Consider the following 16280-nt stretch of genomic DNA (forward strand, 5'->3'; position numbering starts at 1 on the left):
CGGCCGCTCACCAACCGGCACCGAAACAGACCAGCGGCGGCGGGTCCTCGTCCGGGTCGAGCGCACCGATCGCGCCGGCCAGCGCCGCTGCCGGCGACAGCCCACCGCGCAGCCCGGTGTGATGCGCGGCCGCGACCCGGCAGGCGATCGCGTCGGACACCAGCGCCACCCCCGCGACCACGCTGCCGGCGCCGGCGTGCAGGATCGCGACCGTCATGCCGAGCGTCTCGTCGGCCGGCCGCGCACCGGCCAGCCCGAGCTCGCAGGCGGACAGCACCACGTGGTGCGGCAGTTTCGCGAGCCGCTCGAACTCGTAGCCGAACAGCGGCCCGTCGCCGAGGACCAGGTGCGAGAACAGGGGGTTGTCGGGCTCGTGCGTGCCGTGCGCCACGACGTGCAGGATGTCCGCCCGGGCCGCCGCCGCGCGCACGCCCGCGGCGGTCGTCACCGCCGTGGCCGAGCTCGACCAGACTCCGGCCAGCAGCCCGATCTCCTCCGCGGACCGGGCCAGGTCCGGACCGGCGGCGAACGCGACGACGGGCGCGGCCGGCATCGGCGGGCGTTCATGCGCCGCGAGCCACGCCGTCACCGACGGGACCACGGCGACGGCCCGGCCCCGCAGCGTCGACATGAGCGTCCACGGCGCCGTCGCCAGTTGCGCCGACGGCGCGAGCAGCACGGGGCCGTCCTCGACCGCGGCCCGCAACGGGTGCCACAGCGCGGCGTCGAGGCGGGCGAGCGCGGAGCGGCGGCTGGCCCGGATCGTCTCGCGCACCTGCTTGGGCACCGTCGACAGGGCCAGCAGGTCCAGGTCGCGGCGCAGCCTTCGCTGCGTCTCCAGCACCGGTTCGGCGCTGCCGAGGTCGACCACCGACTGGCGCCGCGCCGTGACGACGAGGGCGCACAGCCGGTCCCCCGCGATGAGGTGCGCGACGAACGTCGCCGACGCCGCGCCGAGCCGCTCCCGAAGCTGCGGCAGCGGCGCCGCGGCGCGCGTCTGCGCCGGTCCCGGCGTATACCAGGAACGCTGCCGGACCAGCTGCTCCAGCTGCGCGCAGCGGACCCGCAACCGCGCGTCCACCCGCCCGGCAAGCAGTTGCTCGTGCAGCTCCCGCCGGGCGTGCCGCAGGTCCTCCAGCAGGTCGGCCGCCTCGTCGTTGTCCGGCGGCAGCACCGGCGGCAGCCGCGCGGACAGGGCCCTGGCGCGCTCCGCCCAGCCGAACACGGTCGCCGGCCGGCCGGTCGACAGAGCCCGGGCGAGGCCGTCCTCGGCGATGCGGTGGGCGTGGCTGCCGATCGCGGTCTGCAGGTCCAGGCTGCCGAAGGAGGCCTGGTACCGGTGGACGTCGGCCATCGCGGCGCGCCGCTCCCGGTCGGCGGCGGCGGGCCGGCCGCCCGCGTCGGCGAGCGCCGCCCGGACCGTGCGCGCCTGGAGGCGGGTCGCGATCGGGTCCCGCGCCCGCAACGCGATCGCCTGGCCGGCGGCCCGGCGGGCCCGGGCGACCCGGCCTGGCCCGGCACCCGCGAGGGCGGCGAGCGCGGCGGTCAGCCGGCTGCGGCGGGCCTCGTCGTGCAGGCCCGCGCCCTGCAGCCGGTCGGCCAGCCGGAGCGCCTGGACGGTGGCCGCCCGGTGCATGCCCGCGCCGACCCTGGCGGCGATGGCGACGTGCCCGGCCAGCATCGCCCAGGCGCTGGTGCCCCGGCCGGCGAACCGGCGGCGGGCCCGCGCCGCCGTGGCCCCCGCGTCGGTCCACCGCTCATCCAGCAGCGCCAGCTGGGCCTGCCCGAGCTCGGCGACCGCGAGGTCGTGGGTCGAGCGGGCCGCCTGGAACAGGGTCGCCGCCGTGCGCAGCTCGTCGTCCGCCTCCCGGAACAGCCCGGCGGCGACCAGCGCCTGCGACCGGTCGACGTGGCAGACGCCCGCGTGCAGCGGCGACTGGGTCATCAGCACCGGCGCCACGCCGTCCATCATGCGCAGCGCGGTCGGCAGGTCCCCGGCGAGCATCTGCAGGTAGCCGAGGTTGTGGGAGGCCTTGGCGGCGAGGACGTCCAGCTTGTGCCGGGCGGCGACCTCCGCGCAGCGGGCGAAGTCCGACCGGGCGGCCCGGTTGCGGCCGCGCTGCATGTTGACGAGCCCCCGGTTGAGCAGGTTTCGGCACATGCCCTCCGGTTCGGCCTCGCTGAACAGGCCGAGCGCCAGGTCGTAGCTGGCGGCCGCGCGGTTGAGCTCCCCGGCCCGCTGGTACAGCAGCCCGCGCTGGCTGGCCGTCAGCCCCCGCAGTGCGGCCGGCAGGTCCGGCAGGGAGTCCGCCTCGTCGAGCAGCGCGAGGCCGTCCATCAGCCGGCGCCGCTCCGCCTCGTGATAGGACAGGCTGATCAGGATGTGCGCCCGGCGCACCGGATCCGGGTCCCGGGTGAGCGCCCGCTGCAGCAGCACGTACGCCGCCGACCTGCGCCCCCGTTCGGCCTCGCGCTGTGCCTGCTGGTGCAGTTCGGTAGCGGTCGCCGCGCCCATGGGGGCCATTGTGCGCCAGTGCGTTGTCGCGGCGGCACAGGGGCGCGCCGTTCCCGGCCGGTGGCCCGGCCGGGAACGGCTCCGGACGGGCTACCTCGCGATGACCTGCCGGACCGCCTCGCTGCGCAGCTTGATCTGCTGCAGGTCGAGGGCGCCCAACGCGGCGAGCCGCTTCGCGATCCGGCCGGCGACCACGGGCGTGGCGAACGACGTGCCCGAGCCGATCGCGAACCCGCTCGAGAAGTCGTCCGGGTCCACGCTGGCGCGGTCCTGGCTGGAAGCCTCGTCCCTGGTCCGCGCGCTCGCCTGCAGGCTGAACTGGAAGTCCTCCGGCATCGTGCTGACCAGCGCGGCGCCGCACGCCCACGCGGTGACCCACGCGCCCGTGTTGCTGAACATCGCCACCGTCCTGCCGTCCGGGTTGAGCGCGCCGACACTCACCACGGGCACCCCGTCCCACTGGTACCTGCCCGGCTCGGCGAGCGCGGCCGGGTAGTTCTCCCGGGCCGTGCAGTCGTTTCCGGCGGACATGACCACCACGACACCGAGCGCGGTCAGCGTCCGCAGCGACGAATACAGGGCGTTCGTCGCGGCGACGTCGTCGGGGTCCTCGTGGTAGTGACCCATCGAGATCGACACGACGTCGACCGGGTCGCCGCCCTTGACCATCGCGGTGATCTGGTTGACGGCCGCGATCAGGTTGCTCTCCGGGATCGTGCCGTCAGCCTCGATCACCGGGATCGCGATGATGTCCGCCTCGGGGCACACCTGCCGCACCAGACCGCAGATGAACGTGCCGTGCCCGGCGAGCGGGTCGCGGAGCCCGTCCAGCGGCCGGTTCGCCGCACCCCGGTACTCCCTCGGCGCCGTGGCGGCGCCGGCGCCCGCCTTCTGCAGCGGCGTCCACCGCACCTTGGCCAGCCACTGATGCTCACCGCAGCCGGTGTCCACGACGGCAACGACCGGCACACGCCGGGCCGGCGGCTCCAGATCCGGATCGCATGGTCCGTCCGGTCCTGGCCTGGTCGACGCCGGCAGGGCCGCCTCCGGTCCGGCCGGTTCCGGTCCCGTCGGTGCGGGGAGGTCCAGCACCAGCGCGATCGGTCGCGGGCCGCTGTAGGCCAGATCGGCGTACGGATGCGGCGAGTCGAACGGGTGCGGCGAGTCGAACGGATGTGGCGAGTCGAACGGTGCCGGACGGTACGGCTGGATCGACATCAGGTGGTCCAACCCGACACCGGGCAGGCGTGGATAGCCGGGCCCGTCCAGTCTCGCGGCCGGGTCCGGGTCGGCGAGCCGCCGGGCCCGCTGCAGCACCGTCCAGGCGTCGACGTTGACCGCGTTGCCCTCCGATGTCGGCGCCAACCGCATCGTGAACGTGGTGACCCCGCCGTCGGAGCCGTCCGTGCGGTCCGCGGTGTCGGCGGTGAGCTCGGCAACGGTGTCACAGGTGGCGTCAAGACCGACGTCGCGGGCGGCGGTGCAGAGCAGGTCCACGACGGTCGGCCGCCACTCGGCCCGTGCCCGGCTCCAGCTCGTCGGTGGTTCGGTCGTGATCAGCAGCCGGTCCGCCAGGTAGACGGTCGGGCGGATGCGCTGCCCCGGGAACAGCGGGGCGGTCAGGGGATCGAGCAGCCGGGCACCGTAGCGGGACAGGATCTCCGCACCCGGCATGACTGGGTCGTAGTCGGACTCAGGTCCGTCCGATCGGGGCGTCGTCATCGTGTGGTCTCCAGACTCGAGCGAGGTCAGATCGAAATCGCCGGTGTCGCCACCGGATGGTCGAGGCGCACCGCGGCGCCCGCCGTCGGCTCGACGGTGAAATGCACGAACCCACCGGCCACGTCCACGAATGCGAACCGGCCGTCCTCATCAGCAGTCTCCTCCAGCACGCCCTGGGCGCCGTGCAGGCACACCCGCAACGCTGCTGACGGACTGATCCACCCGTCGACCCGGCGGCGCTGCCGCAGCCGCCCGTCGGAGACCGTGATGGTCAACGCCAGCCGCTGCGACTCGAAGATGACCGTGTCGGTCACTTCCGTGGTGCGCGCTCCCGCCCCGGTCAGCGCCGACTGGAAGACCATCAGCTCGACGTCCGGTTGCTCCAGGCCCAGCCGGAACAGCACCCGCTCGGCGAGATCCGGCGGGCACGGATCGGTGCGCTCCCACATGGTGCGCATGGCGGCCAACAGCTGCTCATCAGGACTCATTGGTCGCTCCATTCCGGATCGCCGTCGAGATTGCGGCGCAACTTCTCCAGGCACCGGCCCCTGGTCGGCCCGATCGCACCGACCGGCATGTCCATCTCGGCGGACAACGTGGCGTAGTCCGGCCGCTCGGCGAAGGCGATCACGCGCAGCAGCCGCCGGCAGCGCTCGGGCAGCTCCGCGACGTGGTGCCAGAGCCGCGCGACGCTGCTGTGCAGGACGACCTCGACCGCGGGGTCCGGCGACCCGTCGATCTCCCCGTCCACCCGCAGCAGGTCGGCCGGCCGCTCCCGCAGCCCGTGCCGGGTCACCCGCCACGCCTCCCGCCGAGCGACGGTGGTGATCCAACGGCCCACGGCGTGCGGCTCGCGGACGGTGCCCGCCTTGCCCATGACCGCCAGCCAGGTCGTCTGGACGACGTCCTCCGCCTCCGCGCGGTCCAGCCCGTACGCCCGCACGACCTGCCACAGCACCGGCGTCAGCAGCCGGACGAGCCGGTCCAGCGCCTCGCGGTCGCCGCGATCCCGCCAGTCGCCGAACGCCTGCGCCACGGCGTCCCAGATCGGAGCGTCGCCGCCGACGATCGGAGCCCCCGGAACGGGGGCGTCGCGTTGCATCACGCACACAGGTGTGCCGGCGGGGGCCTCCTGATACATCCCCGCGCGAAAAAGATCCGGAAACTTTTGACCGCCCCTTGCGCCGTTCAGTTGACCAGGACGATCTTTCCCGGGGCGTGACTGCGTCCGGCGAGGTCGTGGGCGGCGGCGGCCCCGGTGAGCGGGAACGCCGCCGCGACCGGCACCCGCAGCCGGCCCTGCCCGGCCAGCCCCGCCGCGATGTCCAGGCTGTGCACGGCCAGCGGGTCCGCGCCCGCGCCGGTGTCGCCGGCCGGGGCGCTGCGCGAGAAGTGGACGCCGTGGGCGGCGGCCGCGAAGTCCGCGATCGTCACCACGCGGGCCGGGTCCCCGGCGATCGCGATCAGGTCGGGCAGCGCACCCCGGGCGCAGTCGAACACCGCGTCCACGCCGTGCGGTGCCAGCGCGCGGACCCGCCCGACCAGACCCGGACCATAGGTCGTCGGCGTCACGCCCAGCGAGCGCAGGAAGTCGTGATTGCGTTCGGCGGCGGTACCGATGACGGTGGCCCCACGAGCCGCCGCGAGCTGGACGGCGACGGCGCCGACCCCGCCGGCCGCGCCCTGCACGAGGACCGTGTGCCCGGCGCCGACCCGGAGCCGGTCCAGGACCCGGATGCCGGTCTCGACGGTGCCCGCGGCGCCGCCCGCCTCCTCCCAGCTCCACCCGACGGGTTTCGGCGCCCAGGCGGTCAGGACCGCGTGGTCGGCGTTGGCGCCGCGACCGGTCGTGCTCGTCATGCCGAACACCGGGTCTCCGACGTCGACACCGGTGACGCCGGCGCCGATCTGGTCGACGACGCCGGCCGCGTCGAACCCGGTCCGGTAGGGAAACGCCACCGGCACCAGGTCCCGCAGCGTCCCGGCGCGGATGAGGGTCTCCCCCACCGACAGCCCGGACGCCCGCACCGCGATCCGGATCGTGCCCGGCCCGGCGTGCGGCGCCTCGACCTCCGCTACGTGCACCACGCCGGGCGGGCCGTAGTCGCTGAACTGCACAGCTCTCATGGCCGGACCGTAACGGAGCACCCCGTCCGTTTGGCTAAAGTGAGAGCGGTGACGGATCAAGTGAGTCTCCGCTCCGACGCGCGCGACAACCGTTCGCGCATCCTCGCCGCCGCCCGCCTCGCCTTCGCCACGGAGGGGCTCGACGTGCCGCTGCGGGAGATCGCGCGGCGCGCCCAGGTCGGCGTGGCGACGCTGTACCGCCGGTTCCCGACGAAGGAGGCGCTGCTGGCCGAGGCCTTCGCCGAGCAGATGGCGCTGTGCTCGAGCGTCGTGCGGGAGGGCCTGGCGGCGGAGGATCCGTGGGACGGGTTCCGGCTCGTCATCGAGCGGCTGATGGAGGTCCACGCCCTCGACCGCGGGTTCGCCCGGGCGTTCACGTCGCCGCCGTCGCCGTATCTCACCGCCGACCGGGACACGACGCTGCGCCTGCTGCTCGAGCTCATCCGCCGGGCGCAGGCCGCCGGCGCGCTGCGGGCCGACTTCGTGCTGGAGGACGTGATCCTCGCGCTGATGGCGAACGACGGCATCCGGGCCGAGTCGCCGCGCCTGCGGGTGGCCGCGACGCGGCGCTTCGCGGCCCTGATGCTCCAGTCGTTTCAGGCCGACCCGGTCCGGGCGCCGCTGCCCCCACCGGTCCGCCTGCCGCTGCCGGCCCGCTGAGCTCAGCTGCCGTCCGCCGACGCCTCGCGGGCCTTGCCGGCGGCCCGGGCGATGTGCACCGCACCGCTGGTCACCGCGCGGCGCCACGGCAGGGCGCCGTCGATCTCCACCTGCAGCGAGAAGCTCAGGAACGTCCGGATGAGCACGATGAGACCGAGCACCGCCACGTTCTCTGTCGTCGGCGCGACGGCCACGGTGCGGATCAGGTCCGCGGCGACGAGCACCTCGAGGCTGAGCAGCAGCACGCCGCCGAAGCTCTCCCGCAGCGCCTGATACGCGGGCCTCCCGCCAGCGGACCGCCACGTCCGCAGGGCCAGCCCCACCGACCAGAGCAGCCCGACCACCAGCACCCCGGCGCCCAACGCGTCGAATCCCTGCGCCGCGTGCTCCATCAGCTCGGTGAACGTCATGCGGCTCTCCCACCCGTCGATCGAGCCGAACGTACCAGCCTCGGAACGGCCGGCGGTCCTCGTCGCCGGACTCGCGCCCCGACGGGCTCACGGGTCCACGCCGGTTGTGGAAGCAGGGGCTCACCCGGTTGTTCCCGGAGACTCCGGCCGCGCTGGACGGGCTGGACCCGTGGGCCGTGCTGCTGTGGTCCGCCGGGCGGCGCGACCTGCCGGGGCACCCACGTCCCGAGCGATGGCGCTGGCGTGGCGCCCCGCCGGGCGAAGACGGCGACGTAGCGTCATAGCCACCTACTGCCGTGGTCACCGAACGGGAGTAGTGTGTGGGCCGGGTCACATTATGGGGATGCGGCCGGCCGCCAGCCCGTCGGGCGGTGAGTGCACGGACCGCGCTGGGACAACGGCCACCCTTGGGAATGAGCGCCGGGTGATGCCGCACGCAGGTGCGTACACCACCGCTGAGCAGGCCCAGGAGGAGAAGGCATGGATCTCACGGTCACGGTGTCGACGCACGAGGACGGTGGTCTGGTCGAGCTGACCGGCACGCTGGACTTCGCCGCCGCGCCGTTCGTGCGACACGTGATGTTCGAGCTCTTCGACGACGGACGGCACCACATCGCCGTCGACGTCACCAGGCTCCGCCTGCTCGACGCCGGCGCCATCAGGGCGCTGCTCTACCTGCTGCGCCGGGCCGAGCAGCTCGGCGGCGGGCTGCACGTGGCCGGTGCGACCGGGGCGGTGCTGACCGCCCTGGAGATCACCGGAGTCGCGAAGAAGCTGCGGGCCTACGACGAGCTCGACTGGCCCGCGACCGGCCTCGAACGGCGCGTCGTGCCGCTCGACGGCGCTCCCGCCGCGCACGGACTGTGGCCGGTCGAGGTGACCGACCTGCTCAGCAGCCTGCATCGGCTCGCACCGCAGGACCCGGCCCGGGTCCGCCTGCGGGACGACATCATCGAGCGGTGCCTGCCGGCCGCGTACCGGCTCGCCCGACGCTTCCACTCCGACTCGATCAATGACCTGCTGCAGGTCGCCGCGCTGGGTCTGGTCAAGGCGGTCGACGGGTTCGACGCCGTGCGTGGCGTCGAGTTCGGCACCTATGCCACACCGACCGTCATCGGAGAGATCAAACGGCATTTCCGCGACCGCAACGCCGGCATCCGGCTCCCCCGCCGCCTGCAGGAGCTGCGGCTCGCCGCCAACCGGGCCCGCGACGATCTCACCCAGACGCTCGGGCACGCGCCGAGCGCCCCGGAGCTCGCCGCGCACCTCGACGTCGACACCGGGCAGATCCTGGAGATGATGGAGTCGACCGGGTCCACCCGGCCGCTGTCGCTGGACCTGCCCGTCTCCGGCGCCGACGACGAGCAGACGCTGGGTGACACCGTCGGCGCGGAGGACCCGCGGCTCGACCTCGTCGACGACCGCGCGACGCTGCAGGCGATCATCGCCCGGCTGCCGGAGCGGGAGCAGCGGATCCTGTCCCTGCGCTTCTACGGCAACCAGAGCCAGTCGGAGATCGCGCTCGAGGTGGGCCTGTCACAGATGCACGTGTCGCGGCTCCTGCGGCACTCCCTGGACTATCTGCACCGGCACCTGACCGACCGCTAGCCCCGGCCGCACCGGACGCCGGTGACCGGCGTTTCCGGAGGCGACCCGCGGGTAGGCGACGAGAGCCTCGGAAAGGAACGTACCGCTATGTGCGCACCCTTCACGACGTGGTCGTTGCCGGCATCGGCGGGTGAGCCATGACCGCCGAACCGATGCTCGCCTGCGACCTGGAGCGAGGCTTCCCCGTGTCGGTGGTCCATGCCACCGGCCGGCTCAGCATCGCCTCCGCACCGGTGCTGCGCCGGGCCGTGCTCAAGGCGCTCGCCGACCAGCCGGAGCTGATCCTGCTCGACGTGTCGGGGCTGCGGGCCGAGGACGACCTGGCCCTGACGGCGCTGCCGATGCTGGCCCGGCAGTCCGCCGCCGACGGGATCGCCATGATCGTCATCGGTCCACCCACGGACCTGCGGCGGCAGTTGGAGGCAATGGCCGTGACCCGGTGGGTGACGGTCGCCGAGTCGCAGACGAAGGCGCTGGAGCTGCACGCCCACGCTCCGGGTCCGTTGCGCGCCGCGCTGCAGCTGCCGGCCCATCCGTCCGCCACCACCGACGCCCGCCGGCTGGTCGACGACGCCTGCCAGCGCTGGCGGATCACCCACCTGGCGGACACCGCCGCGCTGATCGTCACCGAGCTCGTCGCGAACGGCATCCAGCACGCCGGCACCCCGATGCGGCTGCTGCTGTCGCTGCGCGAGCATCACCTGCACGTCTCGGTGCGCGACGGGAGTTCCCGGCTGCCGCGTCCGACGGTCGCCGACGACGACCTCGAATCGGGTCGTGGACTGCTGATCGTCGAAGGTCTGGCGGCCGCGTGGGGCTCCGTCGCGGTCGCCGGTGGCAAGGTGGTGTGGGTGACACTGCGGCGCACCCGCCGGCCGTCCGACCCGCGGTAGGCCGCACGAGCGAGGTGCGGCCGGACACCGGCTGCGTATGCTCCGGGGGTGGCTCACATCGACGCGCCGGTGGTTGCCGCGGTGCTCGCCGCGGCCGAGGACGCGTCGCCGGTGGACGCCGTGGAGGCGGTCACCCGGGAGCTGGGGCTGGCCCTCGACGCGCTGATGGTCTCGTTCCTGATCGCCGATCTCGGCGGCCGGGCACTGGTCCGGCTGGCGCACGTGCCGCTCAGCGGTGCCTACGGCGACGAGGTGGGTCGCCGCCGTGACGACGAGGTCGCCACGGTCGTGCCGCTCGACGGCGGAGGCCCGGAGCAGGCGCTGCGCATGCAGACCGTGCGGGTGCGGCCCGACGGTGCCACCTGGACGGTGTGGGCGCCGGTGACGGAGCGCGGCGAGGCGATCGGGCTGCTGGAGCTGACGTTGCCGGCGCAGCCCGGCCCCCGGGACCTGGCCGAGATCAGCCGGATCGCGCACCTGCTGGGGTTCGTGGTGATCGCGAACCGGCGGCACACGGACCTGTTCGAGTGGGGGCAGCGCACCACGCCGTTCAACCTGTCCGCGGAGATCCAGCGCCGGCTGCTGCCGGGCGCGTTCACCTGCGAGGCCGGGGCCTTCACCCTGTCGGGGTGGCTGGAGCCGGCGGCGAGCATCGGCGGGGACACCTTCGACTACACCCTCGCCCGGCATGTGCTGCATTTCAGCGTCACCGACGCGATGGGCCACGGCGTCGCGAGCGCGCTGACCGCCACCCTGGGGGTGGGCAGCCTGCGCAACAGCCGCCGCCGCGGGCTGGGCCTGCCCGAGCAGGCCGGCGCCGCCAACGCCGCGGTGGCCGAGCACGCCGGGCCCACGAGCACGTTCGTGACCGCGGTGCTCGGCCAGGTCGACCTGCCCACCGGGGTCTGCCAGCTGGTCAACGCGGGCCATCTGCCGCCGCTGCTGATCCGCGACGGTGACGTGCGGCCGGTGGAGACGCCGCGCAACTTCCCGCTGGGCATGGTCCCGGACGCGACCTTCGCCGCCGGCGAGGTGACGTTGCTGCCCGGTGATCGCCTGGTGGTCGTCACCGACGGGATGCAGGAGCGCAGGGCGGCGGGGCTCGACCTGACCGCCGCGCTGCGGGCGATGGCCGACCTCCATCCGCGGGAGGCCGCCCGCGCCCTGGCCGACGCGGTGCTGGGCGTCGCCGGTCCGACCCTGGCCGACGACGCGACCCTGTTGATCATCGACTGGTACGGCGGGCACGGCCGGCTCAGGCGCAGTTCCGCCGGCGCCGACCTGGCCCGCGCCAGCGCGCCGCTGCCCGGTTGACGGTCAGCCCGCCCCGTCCGCCATGACGAGGCCGTCCTCGGCCGCCGCGACGGTGTCGTAGACGTCGACGATGCGCTGCACCGAGGTCAGCTCGAACACCTGCCGCACGATCGGCTGCGGGGCGGCCAGGCACAGCAGACCGGCCCGCTGCCGCAGCGTCCTGGACACCGACACGAGCGTGCCCAGGGCGCTGGAGTCGATCAGCCGCACACCGGCGAGGTCGAGCACGATCCGCAGCGCGCCGCCGTCCATCTCCAGCTCGAGGCAGGTCCGCAACTGGGGCACCGTGGCCAGGTCCAGCACCCCGGCCGCCACCACGACCGTGCAACCGCGGCCCGGCCGGGTCGACAACGACAGGTCCACGCACGGTCTCCAATCACTGCGCCCGCCTACCGCGTCACCATAGTCACATCCGGGCGCGGTCGGCCCTGGGACGCGGCGACTACCGGCCGGCCGTGCCGTGCGTGCAGTGCTGGCGCAACGGGGCCATGCAGCGTGCGTGTGAGGAGTCGATGAGCGTCCTGGCCCGTTCCAGCAGCGCTGCGGAGGCGCGGCGGCGCTCTGCGAGCCGCTCGGCCGCGGCCCGCGCGGAGGTCACCGGGTCGTGCCGCGGCGGTGCGGCAAGTTGGCCGGTGAGGATGTCGTCGGAGATCATGGCTGCTCCCCTCGCTGGTGGGCGAGTCGTCCGTTACGGTGATACGTTGCGCAGATGGGTGCGGGGTCGCCGGACCATGGCGAGCAGATCAACACGCCGGCCGGCCGCGAGCCGTTGCAGGCCGAGGTGAGCCGGCCCCTGGTGGCGATCGTCGACGACGAGCCGGACCTCCTGGCGATGGCGGAGACCTACCTGCGCCGCGACGGCTTCCAGGTGGTGACCGCCGGCGACGCCAGGACCGCCGCCGCCGTCCTGCGGCAACGCCCAGTCGACCTGCTCGTGCTGGACCTCATGCTGCCCGACGGCAACGGCCTGGACTTCCTGCGCGGCGTCCGCGCCGGCCGGCACCTCCCGGTGATCATCCTGACCGGACGCACCACCGAGCAGGAGCGGGTCGTCGGCCTCGAGCTGGGCGCGGACGACTACATGGTCAAGCCGTTCTCATTGCCGGAGCTCGCGGCCCGTATCCGGGCCGTCCTGCGCCGCACCTACCCGCAGCCGGCGGTCCGCCTGCTGGAGCTCGGCGATCTCGTCGTCGACCTGCAGGCCAGGGAGGTCACCGTCGGGCCGGCGGCGGTCGAGCTCACGCCGCTGGAATACGGGCTGCTGGCGCAGCTCGCGGCCGCACCCCGGCGGGTGTTCACGACCGGGCAGCTCCTGGCCGCCGTGTGGGGGTCGGACCCGTCGGTGCAGAGCCCGTCGTCGGTGACCGAACACGTGTACCGGCTGCGGCGCAAGCTCGCCGCCACCGGCGGGTCCGTCCCGCAGATCACCACCGTCCGCGGCTCCGGATACCGGCTGGACCCGTGACCCGCCCGACGGACGTCGACGACCTCGACTACCGGCGGATGTTCGAGCAGGCCCCGTCGCCGTACCTGATCATGACCGCGGACTTCACGATCGTCACGGTGAACACCGCCTACGCCGAAGCCACCATGATCGACAGGGACGCGGTGGCCGGCCGGTACATGTTCGACATCTTCCCCGACAACCCCGACGACCCGAACGCCGACGGCGTGCGCAACCTGCGCCGCAGCCTGCAGGCCGTCGTCGAGACCCGCCGCCCGGACGCGATGCCGGCGCAACGCTACGACGTGCGGACCGAGGACGGCGGTTTCGTCCTGCGGTACTGGAGCCCGGTCAACACCCCCGTCCTGCGCGACGACGGCAGCGTCGCGTTCATCATCCACCGGGTGCAGGACGTCACCGACCTCGTCGAGGCCCGCCGGCACGACCACGACCACGACCGCGACGAGCGCACCGAGGTGCTGCGGACCCGCGTCGAGCAGATGGAGGCGGACCTGTTCACCCGCGCCGGCGACCTGCAACGCGCCAACCGTGAGCTGCGGGAGGTCAACGACGAGCTGGCCGCGGCCACCGCGGAGCTGCGCGCACAGCAGGAGGCCAAGGACCGCTTCATCGCGGTGCTGTCGCACGAGCTCCGCAACCCCCTCGCGGCCGCCCGTGCCGCCCTCGACGTGCTCGCCCTGGACGTCGCCGGGCACCCGGCCAGCGCGGTGCTGGACCGGCAGCTCACCGCCCTGACCCGGTTGACCGACGATCTGCTGGACGCCGCCCGCCTCGTCTCCGGCCGGCAGCGGGTCGTGCGGCGGCCGCTGGACCTCGCCGACCTGGTGGAGGCCGGCGTCCAGGACGTCGCGGCCGCGCACCCGGACCGCGCCGCACCGGCGGTCACCGTGCCCGCCACCCCGACGATCGTCACCGGTGACCAGGTCCGGCTGGTCCAGATGATCGCCAACCTGGTCGACAACACGTACAAGCACACCCCGCCCGGCACGACGGTCACGGTCGACCTCGACGTCGTCGGGGCCCAGGCCCGGCTGTGTGTCCGCGACGCGGGACCCGGCTTTCCCGCCACCGCCGGCCCCCGGCTGTTCGAGATGTTCACCCGGGCCGTCGTCGGTGACCAAGCGCCCGCCGGCCTCGGCCTGGGCCTCGCGGTCGTGCGCGGCATCGTGGAGCTGCACGACGGGACCGTGACCGCGCACAGCGACGGCCCCGGCCACGGCGCCGCCTTCACGGTCCACGTCCCGCTCGCCGACGCGCCCCACCGCGACAGCGCGCCACCACCGACCGGCCCGGGCCGGTCGCCGCTGCGGATCCTGCTCATCGACGACAACGCCGACCTCGCCGACATGTACCGGCGGCTGCTCGAACGGCACGGAGACACGGTCACCGTGGCCACCACCGCCGTGGACGCGCTGCGGGTGGCGGGGCGCGGCACCTTCGACCTGATCCTGTGCGACCTGGTGCTGGGCGACGACCTGAACGGCTACGACGTCGTCGCCCGGCTCCGTAGCAGTGACCTGCACCGGCACACCCGCATCGTGGCCGTCTCCGGTCACAGCCAGGACGCCGACCGCCGCGCCAGCCGGGCCGCCGGCTTCGACGCCCATCTCGCCAAGCCCTTGCAGCTGGAGCAGCTCGACCGCCTGCTCGAAGCCTGGACCGCCGCCGGCGACCGGCTGAGCTAGGACCCCTCGACGAGCTCGGCCGGGTGCGCGGCGGTCTCCACCTCGCCCAACGCCTCCATCACCAGGATCACCCCGACCGCCCCGGCGACCTCGCTGGCCAGCGGGCTGCACACGACCCGCAGGCTCACGGTGCGGCCGCGACGGTTCACCGCGGTCATCGGCGGCGCCTGCAGCTGCTGCCCACCGGTGAGGACGTCACGGATCAGGGGACGCAGCTGGCCGGTCGGCAGACCGATGTCGATGTTGAGGAAGTGCTGGTTGACGGCCTCGTCGGAGCGCAGCCCCCACATGTCCTCGGCCCGGCGGTTCCACACCAGGATGTGCATCTCCCGGTTGAGGACCACGACCCCGGCCTGCAGGCTGGTCAGGACGGCGTCCATGAACGAGTTGGTGTCGTTGAGCTGGGTGGTGCGGTCGCGGAGCTCGTCGTTGATGGACTGCAGCTCGTCGTTCGTCGACTGCAGCTCCTCATTCATCGTCTCCAGCTCCTCGTTGGTGGACTGGAGCTCCTCATTGGTCGTCTCCAGCTCCTCGACCGTGGACTGTAGCTCCTCGTTCGTGGTCTCCAGCTCCTCGTTGGTGGACTGCAGCTCCTCGTAGGCGGTCTCCAGCTGGCGGTTGGCGATCTCCAGCTCGTCCTGCAGCCGCCGGGCCGCGGTCATGTCCTGGAAGATGATGACGACGCCGAGCAGCGCGGCGTCGGAGTCGACGAGCGGGTTGATCTGGACGTTGAGGTTGACGACATCGCCGGACCCGTTGGCCAGGTCAATATTGTCGATCTTCACTACCCGCCGCTCCAACTGTGCCTGCTCGATGTATCCGCGCAGCTCCACCGGTCGGTACGACAGGTCCAGGTCGCGGAACGGCCGGCCGATGTCCCGCGGCGACACCCCGAACAGGCTCTCGGCGTGCCGGTTGGTGAGCGCGACGAGCCCGTCCGCGGTCACCACGACCTGCGCGACCGGGCTGGCATGGAACGCCTCGTTGCGCAACCGGTCCAGCGCGTGCATCTCGGGCCTGGGCGGCGGCGGATAGGTGTCGGCGAAGTAGGCGCTGCCGTTGGCCATCGGCCGGGCGACCTTGTGGAACATCCGCCGCTTCAGGTCGATCGGGGCGAACATGCTGGCGTGGCTGAGCAGCATCTCGGCCTTGCCGAGGAACAGCACGCCGTTGGGCGCGAGCGCGAAATGGAACCGGGACAGGATGCGGGTCTGCGTCTCGGCGTTGAAGTACATCAGCGCGTTGCGGCACACCAGCAGATCGATGCGGGAGATCGGGGCGTCCTGGACGAGGTCGTTGCGGCCGAAGATCACCGAGCGCCGCAGGTCCTTGCGGAAGACGTACCGCCCCGCGGTGGGCTCGAAATACCGCTCGACCAGCTCCCGCGGCACGGTCTGCAGGTCACGCTCGGTGTAGATGGCCTGCCGGGCGTGCGCGAGGCTCTCCTCGTCGACGTCCGTGGCGTAGATCTTGACCCGCTCCCGGAACGCCTCGATCCCCAGCGCCTCCGCCAGGACGATGGCGAGGGTGTAGGTCTCCTCGCCGGAGGCGCATCCGGCGCTCCACACCCGGAACGTGCCGTCGTGCTGGGAAAGCAGGCCGGGCAGCACCCGCTGGCTCAGCGCGGACCAGGCGTCCGTGTCGCGGAAGAACGCCGTCACGTTGATGAGGACCGTGTTGAACAGCGCGGTGAACTCATCCGGGTGGACCTGGAGATGGTCCAGGTAGTCACTGTAGTCGTGCAGATCGACCTGGGCCATCCGGCGGTCGACGCGGCGCATGAGACTCGAACGCTTGTAGCCGGTGAAGTCGAAGCCGCGGGCCTCTTTGAGATACACCAGCAGCGCTTCGAAGTCCGGATTCGTCTCGGTCACCACTGCG

General features: G+C 73.3%; 15 protein-coding genes. 6 read left to right on the forward strand and 9 right to left on the reverse strand.

What is annotated here, in order from left to right:
• Positions 1 to 7 precede the first annotated feature (7 nt).
• From Dsi01nite_RS10025 to Dsi01nite_RS10045, 5 genes are all read right to left on the reverse strand, one after another.
• Positions 8 to 2515, reverse strand: a complete 2508-nt coding sequence (locus Dsi01nite_RS10025; RefSeq protein WP_203845792.1) for a CHAT domain-containing protein — start codon at positions 2513 to 2515, stop codon at positions 8 to 10.
• 90 nt (positions 2516 to 2605) lie between these two features.
• Positions 2606 to 4189 carry a S8/S53 family peptidase gene (locus Dsi01nite_RS10030; RefSeq protein ID WP_203845793.1) on the reverse strand — a complete coding sequence of 528 codons (1584 nt, stop codon included), beginning with the start codon at positions 4187 to 4189 and terminating at the stop codon, positions 2606 to 2608.
• 74 nt (positions 4190 to 4263) lie between these two features.
• Positions 4264 to 4725, reverse strand: coding sequence for a hypothetical protein (locus Dsi01nite_RS10035; RefSeq protein ID WP_203845794.1), 462 nt, complete (start codon positions 4723 to 4725; stop codon positions 4264 to 4266).
• Positions 4722 to 5339 (reverse strand): RNA polymerase sigma factor, encoded by a 618-nt coding sequence (locus Dsi01nite_RS10040; RefSeq protein WP_239135807.1) that lies wholly within the window; start codon positions 5337 to 5339, stop codon positions 4722 to 4724. The genes Dsi01nite_RS10035 and Dsi01nite_RS10040 overlap by 4 nt, the downstream gene beginning before the upstream one ends.
• Before the next feature lie 86 nt (positions 5340 to 5425).
• Complete coding sequence (locus tag Dsi01nite_RS10045; RefSeq protein ID WP_203845796.1) at positions 5426 to 6364, reverse strand: NADP-dependent oxidoreductase; 939 nt, start codon at positions 6362 to 6364, stop codon at positions 5426 to 5428.
• Positions 6365 to 6412: 48 nt separating this feature from the next.
• Here Dsi01nite_RS10045 and Dsi01nite_RS10050 point away from each other — a divergent pair, with 48 nt between their 5' ends.
• Positions 6413 to 7024 carry a TetR/AcrR family transcriptional regulator gene (locus Dsi01nite_RS10050; RefSeq protein ID WP_203845797.1) on the forward strand — a complete coding sequence of 204 codons (612 nt, stop codon included), beginning with the start codon at positions 6413 to 6415 and terminating at the stop codon, positions 7022 to 7024.
• Positions 7025 to 7026: 2 nt separating this feature from the next.
• Here the strand turns inward: Dsi01nite_RS10050 and Dsi01nite_RS10055 are convergent, their stop codons facing one another.
• Complete coding sequence (locus Dsi01nite_RS10055; protein WP_203845798.1) at positions 7027 to 7434, reverse strand: DUF1622 domain-containing protein; 408 nt, start codon at positions 7432 to 7434, stop codon at positions 7027 to 7029.
• Positions 7435 to 7914: 480 nt separating this feature from the next.
• Here Dsi01nite_RS10055 and Dsi01nite_RS10060 point away from each other — a divergent pair, with 480 nt between their 5' ends.
• The 3 genes from Dsi01nite_RS10060 (at position 7915) to Dsi01nite_RS10070 (ending at position 11249) form a co-directional block, all read left to right on the forward strand.
• Positions 7915 to 9042, forward strand: coding sequence for a SigB/SigF/SigG family RNA polymerase sigma factor (locus Dsi01nite_RS10060; protein ID WP_203845799.1), 1128 nt, complete (start codon positions 7915 to 7917; stop codon positions 9040 to 9042).
• Positions 9043 to 9179: 137 nt separating this feature from the next.
• Positions 9180 to 9935 carry an ATP-binding protein gene (locus tag Dsi01nite_RS10065; protein ID WP_203845800.1) on the forward strand — a complete coding sequence of 252 codons (756 nt, stop codon included), beginning with the start codon at positions 9180 to 9182 and terminating at the stop codon, positions 9933 to 9935.
• A 48-nt stretch (positions 9936 to 9983) separates the two neighbouring features.
• A complete protein-coding gene (locus Dsi01nite_RS10070) occupies positions 9984 to 11249 on the forward strand; it encodes a PP2C family protein-serine/threonine phosphatase (RefSeq protein WP_203845801.1) in 1266 nt (421 codons plus the stop codon).
• A gap of 3 nt (positions 11250 to 11252) precedes the next feature.
• Here the strand turns inward: Dsi01nite_RS10070 and Dsi01nite_RS10075 are convergent, their stop codons facing one another.
• Both Dsi01nite_RS10075 and Dsi01nite_RS10080 read right to left on the reverse strand, forming a co-directional pair.
• On the reverse strand, positions 11253 to 11612 hold the full coding sequence (locus tag Dsi01nite_RS10075; protein WP_203845802.1) for an STAS domain-containing protein: 360 nt from the start codon (positions 11610 to 11612) through the stop codon (positions 11253 to 11255).
• A gap of 79 nt (positions 11613 to 11691) precedes the next feature.
• Positions 11692 to 11904: a hypothetical protein gene (locus tag Dsi01nite_RS10080; protein WP_203845803.1), complete on the reverse strand. Its 213-nt coding sequence runs from the start codon at positions 11902 to 11904 to the stop codon at positions 11692 to 11694.
• A 54-nt stretch (positions 11905 to 11958) separates the two neighbouring features.
• On the opposite strand from Dsi01nite_RS10080, the gene Dsi01nite_RS10085 reads away from it, so the two are divergent.
• Together Dsi01nite_RS10085 and Dsi01nite_RS10090 are read left to right on the forward strand one after the other, a co-directional pair.
• Positions 11959 to 12714 carry a response regulator gene (locus Dsi01nite_RS10085; protein WP_203845804.1) on the forward strand — a complete coding sequence of 252 codons (756 nt, stop codon included), beginning with the start codon at positions 11959 to 11961 and terminating at the stop codon, positions 12712 to 12714.
• Positions 12711 to 14399 carry an ATP-binding protein gene (locus Dsi01nite_RS10090; RefSeq protein WP_203845805.1) on the forward strand — a complete coding sequence of 563 codons (1689 nt, stop codon included), beginning with the start codon at positions 12711 to 12713 and terminating at the stop codon, positions 14397 to 14399. The genes Dsi01nite_RS10085 and Dsi01nite_RS10090 overlap by 4 nt, the downstream gene beginning before the upstream one ends.
• Here the strand turns inward: Dsi01nite_RS10090 and Dsi01nite_RS10095 are convergent.
• Positions 14396 to 16273: a CheR family methyltransferase gene (locus tag Dsi01nite_RS10095; protein ID WP_203845806.1), complete on the reverse strand. Its 1878-nt coding sequence runs from the start codon at positions 16271 to 16273 to the stop codon at positions 14396 to 14398. The genes Dsi01nite_RS10090 and Dsi01nite_RS10095 overlap by 4 nt on opposite strands.
• Between the last annotated feature and the right edge of the window lie 7 nt (positions 16274 to 16280).

This window comes from Dactylosporangium siamense, from assembly GCF_016862795.1.
Classification (GTDB): domain Bacteria; phylum Actinomycetota; class Actinomycetes; order Mycobacteriales; family Micromonosporaceae; genus Dactylosporangium; species Dactylosporangium siamense.